The organism is Variovorax sp. P4_B11 (genome assembly GCF_056402355.1).
Genome location: NZ_JBFUHO010000032.1, coordinates 1 through 13,362, shown reverse-complemented (window position 1 = coordinate 13,362; position 13,362 = coordinate 1). Strand labels below are relative to the sequence as shown.

Genomic DNA, 13,362 nt, shown 5'->3' with positions numbered 1-13,362 from the left:
GGCCGTCGTCATGCCAGCACGTCCACCGACACGTGGTTGGCGAGCCGCGCCGGATCGGTGCTCTGCTTCAGCACGCCGACCGAGCGGAAATCGCGGGCATAGAACTCGACCTCGTCGCGCAGGTTCCTGCCGACCGGGTGATGGGCGTGCGTCAGCGTGCCGAGCAGCGCCTGCAAGTCCTCGACCGGCACCTTGGGCGAGTACTTCGCAAACAGCCTGGCCGATTCGTTGGGGTTCTCGGCCACGAAGTCCGAGGCCTGCACGATAGCGCGCACCAGCGCCGCCACCACCGGCTTCTCCTTGCGCACCAGTTCGCCGCGCGCGCCGACGATGCAGCAGACCTTGTCCTTGTATTCGCCCGAGAGGTTCGAGGCCAGTTCCTGGTAGCGCCCCTTGTTGCGCTTCTCGATCAGGTAGAGCGTCGGGTCGCCATCCGCGATCGCCTGGATCTCGCCCTTGTTGACCGCGATGTCGAGCAGGTCGGCCGGGTACTGGCGCCAGCTGACGTCCTTGTCGGCGTCGATGCCGTTCTTCTTGAGCAGGATCGAGAAGAAGTTCTTGCCCGGGCTCGCGATGTCCGACACGCCGATGGTCTTGCCCCTGAGCTTCTGCAGGTCGGTCACGCCGGCTTCCTTGACGCCGACCAGCCGCACGCAGCCGCCGTGCGAGCTGCCGACGATCTTGACGTCGAAGCCCGATTCGAGCGGCTTGAGCCAGCGGTGGATCATGCCCACCGCCGCGTCGGCCTTTTCCGTCGCGAGCGACTCGAGCAGCTGGTCGGTCGATCCGGTGTAGTTGATCAGCTCGACCTGCAGGCCGTTCTTCTCGAAGATGCCGCGCTCTTGCGCCACCACCACCGGCGAGAGGCAGAAGGCGGATGCGTTCCATGCAAAGCTGAGCTTGCGCTGCTGCGACCAGGCGCGCGTGGCGATCAGGCCGCTGGAGGCGATGACCGCGGCGGCGCCGCCGGCACGCAGCACGCCGCGGCGCGAAAGGGAGGTGTGTTTCATGGCGGGGAGGGACTCTCTGGTTCAGTCAAGCAGTTCGGGCTCGGCCTCGACCAGCCCTTCGTAGAGGCTCTCGAAGGCATGCAGCGCGCCTTCGGGCCCGCCGATCTGCCCGTGCGTGTGGCGTGCGACAGCCTCGGCGATCGGCTGCGGCTTGCCGGCGGCTTCGGCCAGCAGCTGGGTGTGGCAGGCGTTGTCGAGCGCGATGTACCACCAGGCCGCGGCCTCCACGCTGGGGCCCGCGCTCAGGATGCCGTGGTTCTTGAGGATCGCGCCCTTGCGGTCGCCCAGCGCCCTGGCGATGCGCAGGCCCTCGCTTTCGTCCACCACCATGCCGGTGAAGTCGTCGAACAGCGCATGGTCGTCGTGGAACACGCAGGCGTCCTGCGTGAGCGTGTCGAGCTTTCGGCCCAGCGTCGACCAGGCCTTGCCGTAGGTCGAGTGCGTGTGCGCGGCGGCGACGATCTTCGGGTTGTGCTCGTGGATCGCGGCATGGATCGCGAAGGCCGCCTTGTTGAGCGGACGCTCGCCGATCACGGTCTCGCCCCGGGCGTTGACCAGCAGCAGGTCCGACACCTTGATGCGCGAGAAATGCACGCCCAGCGGATTGACCCAGAAGTGATCGGGCAGCTCCGGGTCGCGCGCCGTGATGTGGCCGGCCAGGCCCTGCGCGAAGCCGAGGCGCGCGAACAGGCGGAAGGCGCCGGCCAGCCGCTCCTGCCGATGCCGGCGCTCGGCCTCGACGCCGGCGCGCGGTGCGGGTGGGTCGAACCAGTACTTCTGCTGCGGGTTCGGGTTGAGGGCGAGGCGGGTGCGGGGGCGCTCTGCGCCGCGGGCGATGTCGAGTACGGCGCTCATTCTGATCCTTCGGGCACGGGGATGCATCGAGCGCTCAGGCCGCCTTGCGCTGCGCGGACAGGCGCTGCGCCACCCGTTCGCGCGTGCGCGGGATCAACTCGCGCCCGTAGTCGATGGCGTCCTCGAGCGGATCGAAGCCGCGGATCAGGAAGGTCGTCACGCCGAGCGCGTGGTAGTCGAGCAAGGCGTCGGCCACCTGCTCGGGCGTGCCGACCAGCGCGGTGCTGTTCGAGCGGCCGCCGATCTCCTGGGCCACGGCGGTCCAGAGGCGCTTGTCGAGCCGCGGGCCTTTCTCGGCCGCCGCCAGCAGGCGCTTCGCGCCCTCGCTCTGCAGCGGACCGCCGCGGCCGAAGCCCTGCACCACGCGCAGGCGCCGGGTCTCGGCCAGGATGTGGTCGGCCCGTTCCCAGGCCTTCGCCTCGGTGTCGGCGAGGATCGGACGGAACGAGACCGAGAAGCGCAGGCTGCGCCCGTGCTTCGCGGCTTCGGCGCGCACGCGCCCGGTGAGTTCGCGCGCCTGGGCCAGCGACTCGCCCCACAGCGCATAGACGTCCGCATGCTTTCCGGCGACCGGGATCGCCGCTTCGGAAGCGCCGCCGAAGTAGACCGGCACATGCGGCCGGCCGTTCAGCGACTGCAGCGGCTTCACCTCCGAGAAGGCATCCTTGAACCGGTAGTGGGCGCCTTCGTGGTCGAAGGGCTTGTCCAGGGTCCACACCTTGCGCAGCACGTCGAGGTACTCGTCGGTGCGGGCGTAGCGCTGGTCGTGGTCGAGCCAGTCGCCGTCGCGCTTCTGTTCCTCGTCGGAGCCGCCGGAGATGTAGTGCACGCCGAGCCGGCCGCCGCTGAACTGGTCGAGCGAGGCGAACTGCCGCGCGGCCAGCGTCGGCGCGACGAAGCCGGGCCGGTGCGCCAGCATGAAGTGGATGCGCTCGGTGACCGACGCGGCGTAGGCCACGGTCAGCGTGGCATCGGGGCTGGTCGAATGGTGAGGCACCAGCACGCGGTCGAAGCCGGCCTGTTCGTGGGCCTGCGCGAAGGCGCGCACGTAGTCGCGGTCGATCGCGGGGCCGCGCGCGGGATGGATCTCCGAGACCTTCCGGGCCTGGATCATGCCGATGAATTCGATGTCGCTCATGAGGGTGTCCTTGCTTGCAATGAAGAGGTGAAAGTGAAAAGGAAGGGGATCAGGCCGGGGTGCCGCGCGACAGCGCGGCGCCGAAGCTGCGGTCCCACAGCGGGGCGACGTCGGCCGGGCCGTCGAGCACGCCGAGCTTCAGGAAGGTGTCGGCCACTTCCTGGTGGCTGCGCAGCACGCCCTGGGTGACGGGGCCGAGCGCGTAGTCGTTGCTGCGGCCGTTGAACAGTTCGATCAGGTCGCCCACCGGCACCCGCGTTTCGGCCGATTGCGCCTTGGCGTAGTCCAGGTAGTTGTCGTTGGCCCATGCGTAGGCGCGCTGCAGCCGCAGCAGGAAGTCCGTGATGGCGGCGTGGCGCAACGGGTCGTCCACCGCGCGCGGATTGGCATAGACCGGGAAGTTGCCCGAGAGATAGCCCTGGCCGGTCTTGATCGTTCGCGCGCCGTACTGCGTGCGCGCGAGCTGGCCGTTGTAGCCGTAGATCGCCCAGGCATCGAGATCGCCGCGTGCGAAGGCCGAGAGGCCATCGGCCGGGCTCAGGTTGATGGGCTGGATGTCGTTGAACGAGAGCCCGACTTCCGCGAGCTGCTTGCTCAGGTAGTAGTGGGCGGTGGTAGCCCGCACGTAGCCCACGCGCTTGCCCTTCAAGTCGGCGATGGAGCGGATCGGCGCGTCCTTGCGCGCCAGCGTGGCCTGGTTGTTCAGGTCCTCGTGGATCACGGCGATGAATCGCACCTTGGCCTTCTGTCGCGCCGCGAAGGTGGCTGGGATCTCGCTGCCCGAGCCCAGGTCCAGCGCGTCGCCCTGGATGGCCTCGATGTGCAGCACGCCGTTGTTCAGTTCGCGCCAGTCGACCTTGTAGGGCGTTCGGCCCTGGCCCGAGGCCTCGATCAGCGGCCGCCAGAGGCCCTTGTAGGTGCCGATGCGCAGCGTCAGGCCGGACAGGTCGGCGGCTGTGGGCGCCGCGGCGCCGGCTCTCGGGCCCAGGGCGCCGAAGCCGGCGGCCGCTGCGGCCGACTGCAGCCAGCGGCGGCGCGACCAGACGGTCGGAAGAGCGTTGCTGGAACGAGATGTCATGGGCTGGCGTCTTTCGTGTGGAACTGGAGATGCCCGACCGTACTGCGCATGCCGGTTGGGGCGAACGCAGGATTTCGAGTTTGCATATGCGGCTTGCGTTGTTTCGCGCACGCCGGGTGGCGGCTAAGGTTCGGCCCCATGAGTTCCCAAGTCCTGCGCCGCCTGCCGGTGCCCCCCCACGAAGACGATGCGCTGCTCGAGCGCCTGTCGGCCCGCTTTGCCGAGACCGCGGCCGACCATGACCGAAGCGGCGCCTTCCCGCGCGGCAATTTCATGGCGCTGCACGATCACGGGCTGATCGCGCTGGTCGCGCCGCGGGCCTGCGGCGGCGGCGGCGCATCGCTCGAGGCGGCGCGCCGCGTGCTCGCCGCGGTGGCCTACGGCGAGCCGGCGACCGCGCTGATCCTCGCCATGACCTGGCTCCAGCACCACGCGATCGGCCGCACCGACAGCCGCTGGCCCGCCCGCTTGCGCGAGCGCGTGCTGGGCGACGCGGTGCGCGACGGCGCCCTGATCAACGCGTTGCGCGTGGAGCCGGCGCTCGGATCGCCGGCCCGCGGCGGCCTGCCGGCCACGACCGCGCGCCGCGACGGCGAGCGCTGGACGCTCCGCGGCCACAAGCTCTACACGACCGGCATCGAGGGGCTGCGCTGGCTGTCGGTGTGGGGCCGCACCGACGAGCCCGAGCCGCGCGTCGGCGTCTTCCTGGTTCCGCGCAACGCGGCCGGCGTTCGCGTGGTGGCGAGCTGGGACCACCTGGGCCTGCGCGCCTCCGGCAGCCACGAGGTGATCTTCGAGGACGTCGCCCTTGCGCTCGACCATGCGGTCGACTTGCGCGCCCCGGCCGATTGGGCACCCGACGCCGGCAGCCAGACCGACGTCGATGCCCATGCGACGCAGCAGGCCTGGATGGTGGTGCTGCTGGGCACGCTCTACGACGCGGTCGCGCGGGCGGCGCGCGACTGGCTGCTCGGCTTCCTCCACCGGCGCGCGCCGAGCGGCCTTGGCGCGGCGCTCGCCAGCCTGCCGCGCGTCCAGGAGACGGTCGGCGAGATCGAGGCCCTGCTGCGCAGCAACCGCGTGTCGCTCGACCATGCGGTGGCGCGGGTCGATGCCGGCCAGGCGCCTTCGTCGACCGAGAGCGGGCTGCTGAAGTACAGCGTCACGAACCAGGCGATCCGCGCCGTCGAACTGGCGCTGCAACTGAGCGGCAACCATGGCCTCGCGCGCCAGAACCCCCTGGAGCGCCACTATCGCGACGTGCTGTGCAGCCGCATCCACACGCCGCAGAACGATGCGGTGCTGGTGGCTGCGGGCCGGGAGGCACTGGCCGCCGCGTTGGCGCGATACTCCGGGGCCGATTCGACGACCCTTGAACGACCATGACCGCCACCCTTGCCGAGACTCGCAGCCCGCGTGGGGAAGACGCCGGCTTTCCGATCCTTTCCGCCGCCTCGGTGCGCGCGAAGCTCATCGCCCGCGAGGAGATCGCGCTGCTCGACGTGCGCGAGGAAGATCCTTTCGCGCAGGCCCACCCGCTGTGGGCCGCGAACCTTCCGCTGTCGCGGATCGAGCTCGACGCCTGGCGCCGCATTCCGCGCCGCGACACGCGGGTCGTGGTCTACGGTGCGCACGATGGCGTCGACCTCGCGCCGCGCGCCGCGCGCCGGCTGGCCGCGCTGGGCTACACCCGCGTGCACCTGCTCGAGGGCGGACTCGAGGGCTGGCGCAGCGCCGGCGGCGAGCTGTTCCGGGACGTCAACGTGCCGAGCAAGGCTTTCGGCGAACTGGTCGAGCACGAGCGGCACACGCCCTCGCTGTCCGCCCAGGAGGTCAAGGCATTGATCGACGCCCGCGCCGATGTGGTGGTGGTCGACGCGCGCCGCTTCGACGAGTACCAGACGATGAGCATCCCGACCGCGACCAGCGTGCCCGGCGCGGAGCTGGTCTTGCGCGTGCGCGAACTCGCCCCCGACCCCGCCACGCAGGTGATCGTCAACTGCGCGGGCCGCACGCGCAGCATCATCGGCACCCAGTCGCTCGTGAATGCAGGCCTGCCCAATCCGGTCGCGGCGCTGCGCAACGGGACCATCGGCTGGAAGCTCGCCGGGCAGGTGCTGGACCACGGTGCGTCGCGCGTGGCGCCCGCACCGGGCGAAGCCCATCGCGCCATGGCGCAGGCGCGCGCAGCCGAAGTCGCCCGGCGTGCCGGCGTGCGGTGGATCGCCTTCGATGCGCTGGCGACCCTCGAAGCGCCGGACCGCACTGTCTACCGCTTCGATGTCCGGACGCCGGAAGAGTACGAGGCCGGGCACCTGCCGGGCTTCGCCAGTGCGCCCGGCGGCCAGCTGGTGCAGGAGACCGACCACCATGTGCCGGTGCGAGGCGCGCGCATCGTGCTGGCCGACGCCGATGGCGTGCGGGCGCCGATGACCGCCTCCTGGCTGGCGCAGATGGGCTGGGAGGTCTATGTGCTCGAGGCGCAGGCCGAGCCGGCGCGCAGCGTCCGCGGCATCGCGCCGCCGCTGCATCCGGAGCCGCCTCCGGTGGCCGAAATCCCGGCGGACGAACTCGCGAAGGCGCTCGGCGCCGCGCCGGAACAGACCGTGGTCATCGACGTCACGACCGGCGTCAACCATGCAAAGCGGCATATTCCTGGCGCCTGGTTCGCCATTCGGGCGCAGCTCGCGCAGGCGCTCGATGCCATCCCGTCCGCGCGGCGCTATGTGCTGACCTGTGGCAGCAGCCTGCTCGCGCGCTTCGCCGCCGCCGACCTGCGCGCGCTGCTCGACGCCCGCCGCAGCGTTGCCGAGGTGCTGGTGCTCACGGGCGGCAATGCCGCATGGTTTGCCGCCGGCCTGCCGGCCGAGACCGGCTGGCACCATGTCGCGACCCCGCCGACCGACCGCTACCGCCGACCCTACGAAGGCACCGATGCGCCGGCCGAGGCGATGCAGGGCTACCTCGATTGGGAGTTCGGCCTGGTGGCGCAGCTGGCGGCCGACGGGACGCACGGCTTCCGGGTGATCTGAATCGGGCGGCCGGGCATTCGAATTGCATGGCCGGGCGGAGTCACCGAAGATGGCGCCACCATGACCGATTCACCACCTGCCTCCCTGGATACGCCCGTCAAGGAAGGCGTGGCGAGCCAGCGCCACGCGATGACCGACGATGTCATCGCGATCGCCTCCGCGACGCTCATGATTTCGCTGGCACTGACGCTCTACCAGAGCGCGGGCTTGCTGACGGGCGGGGTGTCCGGGATGGCCTTCCTGGTCCACTACGCGAGCGGTGTCGATTTCGGCAGCGCCTTTTTCCTCCTCAACCTGCCTTTCTACTGGCTGGCCGTGCGCCGGCTGGGCTGGGCGTTTGCCGGCAAGACCTTTGCCGCCGTCGCCGTGCTCTCGCTGCTCACCAACCTGGCGCCGTCCATGCTCGCGGTCCAGTCCGTGCATCCCGCCTATGCGGGCGTGGTGGGAGGGGTGCTGCTCGGCACGGGTTTCCTGGTGCTGTTCCGCCACAAGGCGAGCCTCGGAGGCATCGGTATTCTTGCGGCCTACCTGCAGGAGCGACACGGCTGGCGGGCCGGCTATGTGCAGATGGCGACCGACTGCGTCATCGTGGCGACCGCCTTGCTGTTCGTCGAGCCGTCGCGCATCGCCTGGTCGATCCTGAGCGCGGTGGTGGTCAACCTGATCCTTGCGCTGAACCACAAGCCGGGTCGCTACAACGGTTTCTGAATCCGGCGTGGGGCAGGGCCGTCCTCCGGTCGAGACGGCCATCCAACCTGGCGAACACCGTCCTCTTCCTTTTCCTGAACCCCTGGCATCGACGACATGAGCAACATCACGATCTATCACAACCCCGCGTGCGGCACCTCGAGAAACGTGCTGGCGCTGATCCGCAACACGGGCGAGGAGCCCACGGTCATCGAGTACCTGAAGAACCCGCCCGATCGCGCCACGCTCGAGCGGCTGATCGCCGCCATGGGCATCCCGGTGCGCGAACTGCTGCGCCGGAAGGGCACGCCCTACGAAGAGCTCGGGCTGGGCGACCCGAAGTGGTCCGACGCGCAATTGATCGACTTCATGCTGGCGCACCCGATCCTGATCAACCGGCCGATCGTGGCGACGCCGCTGGCCACACGGCTGTGCCGGCCCTCCGAAGCGGTGCTCGACATCCTGCCGCGCCCGCAACAGGGCGCCTTCGCCAAGGAGGACGGGGAAGCCGTCGTCGATGCGAAGGGCGGGCGTATCGTCAAGCCCTGATGTGCCCGAGCGCGACTGCGCCTGCGGACGCGGCCGTCGCACCGGACCGACGAAACGATAATTCACCGTCGAAGTTCCGCACCGAACGAGGATGAAACCCGCCGCGATCGTGCTTTGGCTCGCCACCGCCTGCGTGATCGCGATGGCAGCGCCCGCCATGTTTCAGGACCGCCTTCTCTACTACCCGGCCCGGGCGCAAGGCGCCGAGATGGTGTCCCCCGGGCTCACCGCCTGGCCGGCCGATGACGACTTTCGGGGCCTGGTGGCGCAGCCTGCGGGACTGGCGCGGGGCACGGTCATCGTGTTCCACGGCAATGCGGGCCATGCCGGGCATCGCGGCTACTACGCCACGGCGCTGACCCGCCTCGGGCTGCGCGTGATCCTGGCCGAATACCCGGCCTACGGACCGCGCGACGGTGCGTTGGGCGAGGCCAGCCTGGTCCGGGATGCCGAGCGGACCATCGCGCTGGCGCATCGGCTGTACGGCCCGCCCTTGCTGCTGGTCGGCGAATCGCTGGGCGCCGGCGTGGCATCCGCGGCTGCCGTGAGTCAGCGCGAGGAGGTCACGGCCCTCATGCTCATCACGCCGTGGGACACCCTCGAACACGTCGCGGCCCACCACTATCCGTGGCTGCCGGTGAGCTGGTTGTTGCGCGATCGCTACGACAGCGCCGCCCACCTCGCGTCGATCGGCCGCCCCGTGCTGGTGGCCGTTGCCCAGCGCGACCGCATCGTGCCCGCCCGCTTCGGCACGGCGCTGTACGAAGCGCTACCCGGGCCCAAGCGGCTCGAGGTGGTTCGGGCCGCCGACCACAACGACTGGATCCTGTACGTGGACGATGCCTGGTGGCGCAGCGCCATCGGGTTCCTGCTCGGCGAGACCGATCCTCCTACCCGAAGGTGAATGCGTAGGCTTGCGCGCCCGGGTCGAGGAACTCGATCTCGAACAAGCGGCTCTTGCCGCTGGCCGCCTGGCGCACCAATTGGTAGAGGTGCTCGCGGTCGTGGTTTCGCTCAGCTGCACTCGGTCGCGAAATAGGCGTGGCCATCCGAGCCGCGCGAGCCGACTTTCGCGAGAACCTGCCGTAGCGCTCGCCCGCCGCCGTCAGTCGAAGCTGACGCTGTCCGCCGTCAGCGTGCCGTCGACCACCTGCGAGCCCGACACGGTCACCTTGGCGCCATTGGCGAGATTGGCCGCGGTGCCGCCGGTGAACACCACCGTGGGGGCACTGGCATCGACGCGTTGTCCTTTGACCAGGAAATTGGCGGCCGAGACATAGCTGCCCACGGTACCGACCACAACGAACGATGCGGGTCCGCCGGTGCCCGGAACGTAGCGGATCCGGAGCTTCGTCGCGACCAGCGTTCCGTTGACCAGGATGCCCGCCACATCGACCTTCACCCCGTTGCCGATCGATCCGGCCGGGCCGCCCGTGATCTGGGCGGCCGAGGCGTCGACCGTCGTGCCCAGCAGCTTGAATGAGCCCAGGGCCGCATAGTCCGTGATGACGCCGGCCAGCTGGGCGACGGAGCCGTTGGTTTGCGGCACCGCGTTCCAGCGTTGCACGCTCGACGCATCGAGCACGCCCGATGCACCTGATCCGGCGGCGGCGCGGACCCGCACGAAAACACCGTCCGCCAGGGTGCCGGCGTCGAGTCCGGGCAGGAATGCTGCGCTTCCGTACCGGACCGTGAGGCCGCCCAGCTTGAAGGATGCCGTGCTGGCGTCGAGATTCCGCACCACGCCGGTGACGATGGGCGAGGCCGCCGCCGCCTGCCGTGCGACGCGGGTGGCGCGCAGCACGCCCGCGGTGTCGGGCAGGCCCCAGACCTGGACCGCGATGCCCGGCACCAGGTCGGCGAGCCCGCCCAGGCCCGACCACACGGTGGCGGTGTCGACGGTGACCAGCGTGCCCAGCACGAAGAAGCTTCCGGCCGCCGAATCGACCGACGACACGGTGCCGCGAAGCTCCGCCGCGGAGGCGACGGTCTTGGCGACGCCACTGCTGAAATCGGCGTTGACGGGGCCGGTGACCTTGACCGTCATGCCGAACTGCAGCGTGTCGGCGTCCTCGAGGCTCAGCGCCGCGCTGTCCGTGTCGTAGCGCAGGCCGTTGACGAAGATGCTGCCGAAGCCGTCGACCGAGCCGATGCCGGTGGCGTCCGCCGTGCTGACGCCGGTGCCGCCGGATCCGACACCCGAGTCGTCGCCGCTGGAAGCCGTCGTCGTGCTCCCGCCGGCCGACGACGACGATGCGCCGCTGGCGTCGCCGCCGACGTCGCTGCCCGACGCCGCGGTGCTGCTGCCATTGGCGGCGCCCGCCTGCCCCAGGCCGGCCACACCGCTGCTGCCGCCCCCCCCGCACGAGAGCAGCAATGCCGTCGACCACGAAAGCAGCAGGACCTGGATGAATCTCGATTTCACGATTTGCCTTGATCTGGTTTGGCGGGGTGCAGTTGCGGCTTGTCCGTATCCTGGCCTTCATAGTAGGCGTAGATGCCGACCCGAACGCGGCCCCTTTCCTGGTCGCCGGCCCGGTCGACGGCGCGCGTCATTTCGCGCGTGAGCTCATGGTGCAGCGCGCCCCAGCGTTGCTTGGCGAGTTGATTGATCCGTTCGCAGTCTTCCAGTGTCACACCCGTCGCATAGACGGCGCGTTCGAGCAGGGGTTGCTGGCGCCCCAGCGTGTTCGCGACGGCCGCATTGAGGTGGTCCCGCGCATTGTCGCCCAGGAATGCCAGCATCGACTGGAGGTCCTCGGCGGGCACGAAGCCATCGGTCTTGAGTTCGACCTGTCCTTCGTTCTCGACCACCATGCGCAGCCGCAGCAGCTCGTCCAGGATCGTCCGGTGGTGCACGTTGCCGCGGCTGCCCTGCCGCGCGATGGATTCGAAAGTGATGGCGCCGTCGCCGGCGATCGGCAACTGGCGGAAGGCGGGGTCTTCGGCGACCATCTGCAACCAGTAGGTGAAAGTCTTGGCTGCCGCCGACATCTCGGTGGCCGGCAATACGCCGGTCGTGTCCCTGACCTTGGCGGTCACGGCCTTGCGGTTCAGCCCCGTGGTCACCGAGAGCTGGCTGATGTTGGGCTTCTTGACCCCCTTGGCGAGCCACAGGCGGTGCGCTTCGTCGAGCAGGAGGTCGCGCACCATTTCCTCGAGATGAGGGTGCTTCATCCCCATCGCCAGCGCGAGCCTGATCACGGGACGCAGGATCCGCACGCAAGCCGCTTGTGCCCAGGCCAGCTGGTTTTCCATGAATGATGACTGTGCGTTGTTGTCGCCGCGCATTCGGGGTGCGCGAGCTTGAGCTTTTTTCTATCGAAGCCCCAAGGATCGCATGAAAATCGCGGTCTCCATTTGGATCGTGTATTTGACGAAATGGGAAAACATCCCATATTCTGCGCTTCCGACCTCGCTTTGGAAATCGCCGTGAAGTTACTTCGAACCCTGCGCACCGGGCTGGCCTGCGGCCTGCTGGTTTCCCTCTTTGCCTGCGGTGGTGGCGGCGGCGGCGGGGGCGGCATTCCCGTCAGCGCCAGCACCAGTCCCACGAGCACGGACTCCGGCACCGGTACATTGCGGCTGGCGATGACCGACGCGCCCGCCTGTGGCTACGACGAGGTCAACGTCACGGTCCAGAAAGTGCGCGTGCACCAGAGCAGCAGCGCCGCGGACGACAGCGCCGGATGGTCGGAGGTGGTCCTGGACCCCGCCCGGCGCATCGATCTGCTGTCGCTCACGAACGGCGTGCTGTTCGAACTCGGACAGACGCCGCTTCCTGCGGGCAAGTACACCCAGCTGAGACTGGTGCTGGCCGACAACAGCGCGGGCTCGCCACTGGCCAATTCGGTGATACCGACCGGACGCGCCGAGACGGCGCTCAAGACCCCGAGCGGCCAGCAGTCGGGCGTGAAGGCCAATGTCGACTTCGACGTGGCGGCCGGCAAGCTGGCCGATCTCGTGCTCGATTTCGACGCCTGCAAATCGGTGGTCAGGGCCGGCGCCTCCGGCAACTACCTGCTCAAGCCGGTGCTGACCGTGATTCCGCGCTATGTGTCCGGCGTGGTGGGCTTCGTGGATGGCAGCATCGCCTTCGGCACCACGGTCATCTCGCTGCAGCAGGCGGGCGTCGTCGTCAAGGCCACATCGCCGGACAGTGCCGGCAAGTTTCTCCTCCAGCCCGTGGCGCCCGGTACCTACACGCTGGTGGTGACGGCTCCGGGCCGGACCACGGCGGTGGTCAGCAACGTCGTGATCGCCGCCGAAACGGTGAGTTCGCTGAACCTCGCGAGCTCGGCCTTGAATCCCCCCGCTTCGCCCACCGCCACGCTGTCGGGCAGCGTCGCCACGGGGCTGTCGCCGATCGATGCCACGGTGCGTGCCCTTCAGCCGCTGGGCAACGGCACCACCATCGAAGTGGCGGGCGCTGCGGTCGACAGCGTGAGCGGCGACTACAGCTACACCGTACCGGTGAACGCACCCCTGGTGGCGCCCTATGCACCCGGTCCGGGCGCGCTGGTCTTCGTGGCCGACGGCAGCGCAGCCGGCAAGTACCGGCTGGAGGCCGCTGCCGGCGGTGTCACGAAGACCGTGACGCCGCCGACCCTGACACCGGCCATGGTCGTGTCGACCAATTTCACCTTTCCCTGACTTGCGGCAACGTGCCCCCTCCGGGTCGGCGGGGTGAGCGCGAAGCCGGCCCGCGATGGCTTCGTCGCGCAGGGCTCATGGGCGCGGCGCGGCGGACGACTCGATGATCCGGAACTGGTCGAGGTACTCGGTCTTCAGCGTCAGGCCGAGGCCCGGCTTGTCGTCGTCGAGCTGCAGGAAGCCGTTGTCGGCCACCGGCTCGCCGTCGAAGATGTAATAGAACAGCTCGTTGCCGACCTCGACCTCGTGCATCGGGAAGTACTCGCTCATCGGCGAAGCCAGCGTGCTCATCGTCAGGTGGTAGTTGTGCATCTGGCCCGCATGCGGGATCACCGGCACGCTCCAGGCCTCGCACAGCGC

13 protein-coding genes and 1 pseudogene are annotated in these 13,362 nt (G+C 69.5%); 6 read left to right on the top strand and 8 right to left on the bottom strand.

Annotated elements, in window-relative coordinates:
* Window positions 1-8 precede the first annotated feature (8 nt).
* The 4 genes from AC1DYD_RS24745 to AC1DYD_RS24730 are packed head-to-tail and all read right to left on the bottom strand — an operon-like array spanning window position 9 to window position 4,081.
* Window positions 9-1,010, bottom strand: a complete 1,002-nt coding sequence (locus tag AC1DYD_RS24745; RefSeq protein ID WP_478175406.1) for an ABC transporter substrate-binding protein — start codon at window positions 1,008-1,010, stop codon at window positions 9-11.
* 21 nt (window positions 1,011-1,031) lie between these two features.
* Window positions 1,032-1,865 (bottom strand): class II aldolase/adducin family protein, encoded by an 834-nt coding sequence (locus AC1DYD_RS24740; RefSeq protein WP_478175405.1) that lies wholly within the window; start codon window positions 1,863-1,865, stop codon window positions 1,032-1,034.
* 34 nt (window positions 1,866-1,899) lie between these two features.
* Window positions 1,900-3,003, bottom strand: coding sequence for an LLM class flavin-dependent oxidoreductase (locus AC1DYD_RS24735; protein WP_478175404.1), 1,104 nt, complete (start codon window positions 3,001-3,003; stop codon window positions 1,900-1,902).
* Window positions 3,004-3,052: 49 nt separating this feature from the next.
* Window positions 3,053-4,081, bottom strand: coding sequence for an ABC transporter substrate-binding protein (locus tag AC1DYD_RS24730; RefSeq protein WP_478175403.1), 1,029 nt, complete (start codon window positions 4,079-4,081; stop codon window positions 3,053-3,055).
* Between the two features lie 138 nt (window positions 4,082-4,219).
* On the opposite strand from AC1DYD_RS24730, the gene AC1DYD_RS24725 reads away from it, so the two are divergent.
* The 5 genes from AC1DYD_RS24725 (at window position 4,220) to AC1DYD_RS24705 (ending at window position 9,253) form a co-directional block, all read left to right on the top strand.
* Window positions 4,220-5,467: an acyl-CoA dehydrogenase family protein gene (locus AC1DYD_RS24725; protein WP_478175402.1), complete on the top strand. Its 1,248-nt coding sequence runs from the start codon at window positions 4,220-4,222 to the stop codon at window positions 5,465-5,467.
* On the top strand, window positions 5,464-7,113 hold the full coding sequence (locus AC1DYD_RS24720) for a rhodanese homology domain-containing protein (RefSeq protein ID WP_478175401.1): 1,650 nt from the start codon (window positions 5,464-5,466) through the stop codon (window positions 7,111-7,113). The genes AC1DYD_RS24725 and AC1DYD_RS24720 overlap by 4 nt, the downstream gene beginning before the upstream one ends.
* Before the next feature lie 60 nt (window positions 7,114-7,173).
* A complete protein-coding gene (locus tag AC1DYD_RS24715) occupies window positions 7,174-7,821 on the top strand; it encodes a YitT family protein (RefSeq protein ID WP_478175400.1) in 648 nt (215 codons plus the stop codon).
* A 96-nt stretch (window positions 7,822-7,917) separates the two neighbouring features.
* Window positions 7,918-8,349 carry an arsenate reductase (glutaredoxin) gene (arsC, locus tag AC1DYD_RS24710; RefSeq protein WP_478175399.1) on the top strand — a complete coding sequence of 144 codons (432 nt, stop codon included), beginning with the start codon at window positions 7,918-7,920 and terminating at the stop codon, window positions 8,347-8,349.
* Between the two features lie 91 nt (window positions 8,350-8,440).
* Window positions 8,441-9,253, top strand: a complete 813-nt coding sequence (locus AC1DYD_RS24705; protein WP_478175398.1) for an alpha/beta hydrolase — start codon at window positions 8,441-8,443, stop codon at window positions 9,251-9,253.
* Here the strand turns inward: AC1DYD_RS24705 and AC1DYD_RS24700 are convergent.
* The 3 genes and pseudogenes from AC1DYD_RS24700 to AC1DYD_RS24690 form a co-directional block, all read right to left on the bottom strand.
* Window positions 9,240-9,353 (bottom strand): annotated as a pseudogene (locus AC1DYD_RS24700) (hypothetical protein); the annotation flags it as partial. The gene AC1DYD_RS24705 and the pseudogene AC1DYD_RS24700 overlap by 14 nt on opposite strands.
* A gap of 101 nt (window positions 9,354-9,454) precedes the next feature.
* On the bottom strand, window positions 9,455-10,774 hold the full coding sequence (locus AC1DYD_RS24695; RefSeq protein WP_478175397.1) for a DUF5666 domain-containing protein: 1,320 nt from the start codon (window positions 10,772-10,774) through the stop codon (window positions 9,455-9,457).
* Window positions 10,771-11,607, bottom strand: a complete 837-nt coding sequence (locus tag AC1DYD_RS24690; protein ID WP_478175396.1) for a DUF6502 family protein — start codon at window positions 11,605-11,607, stop codon at window positions 10,771-10,773. The genes AC1DYD_RS24695 and AC1DYD_RS24690 overlap by 4 nt, the downstream gene beginning before the upstream one ends.
* Before the next feature lie 174 nt (window positions 11,608-11,781).
* On the opposite strand from AC1DYD_RS24690, the gene AC1DYD_RS24685 reads away from it, so the two are divergent.
* Window positions 11,782-13,002: a DUF4382 domain-containing protein gene (locus AC1DYD_RS24685; RefSeq protein WP_478175395.1), complete on the top strand. Its 1,221-nt coding sequence runs from the start codon at window positions 11,782-11,784 to the stop codon at window positions 13,000-13,002.
* 75 nt (window positions 13,003-13,077) lie between these two features.
* Here AC1DYD_RS24685 and AC1DYD_RS24680 read toward each other — a convergent pair.
* On the bottom strand, window positions 13,078-13,362 hold a 285-nt coding region (locus AC1DYD_RS24680; RefSeq protein ID WP_478175394.1), incomplete at its 5' end, for an enolase C-terminal domain-like protein.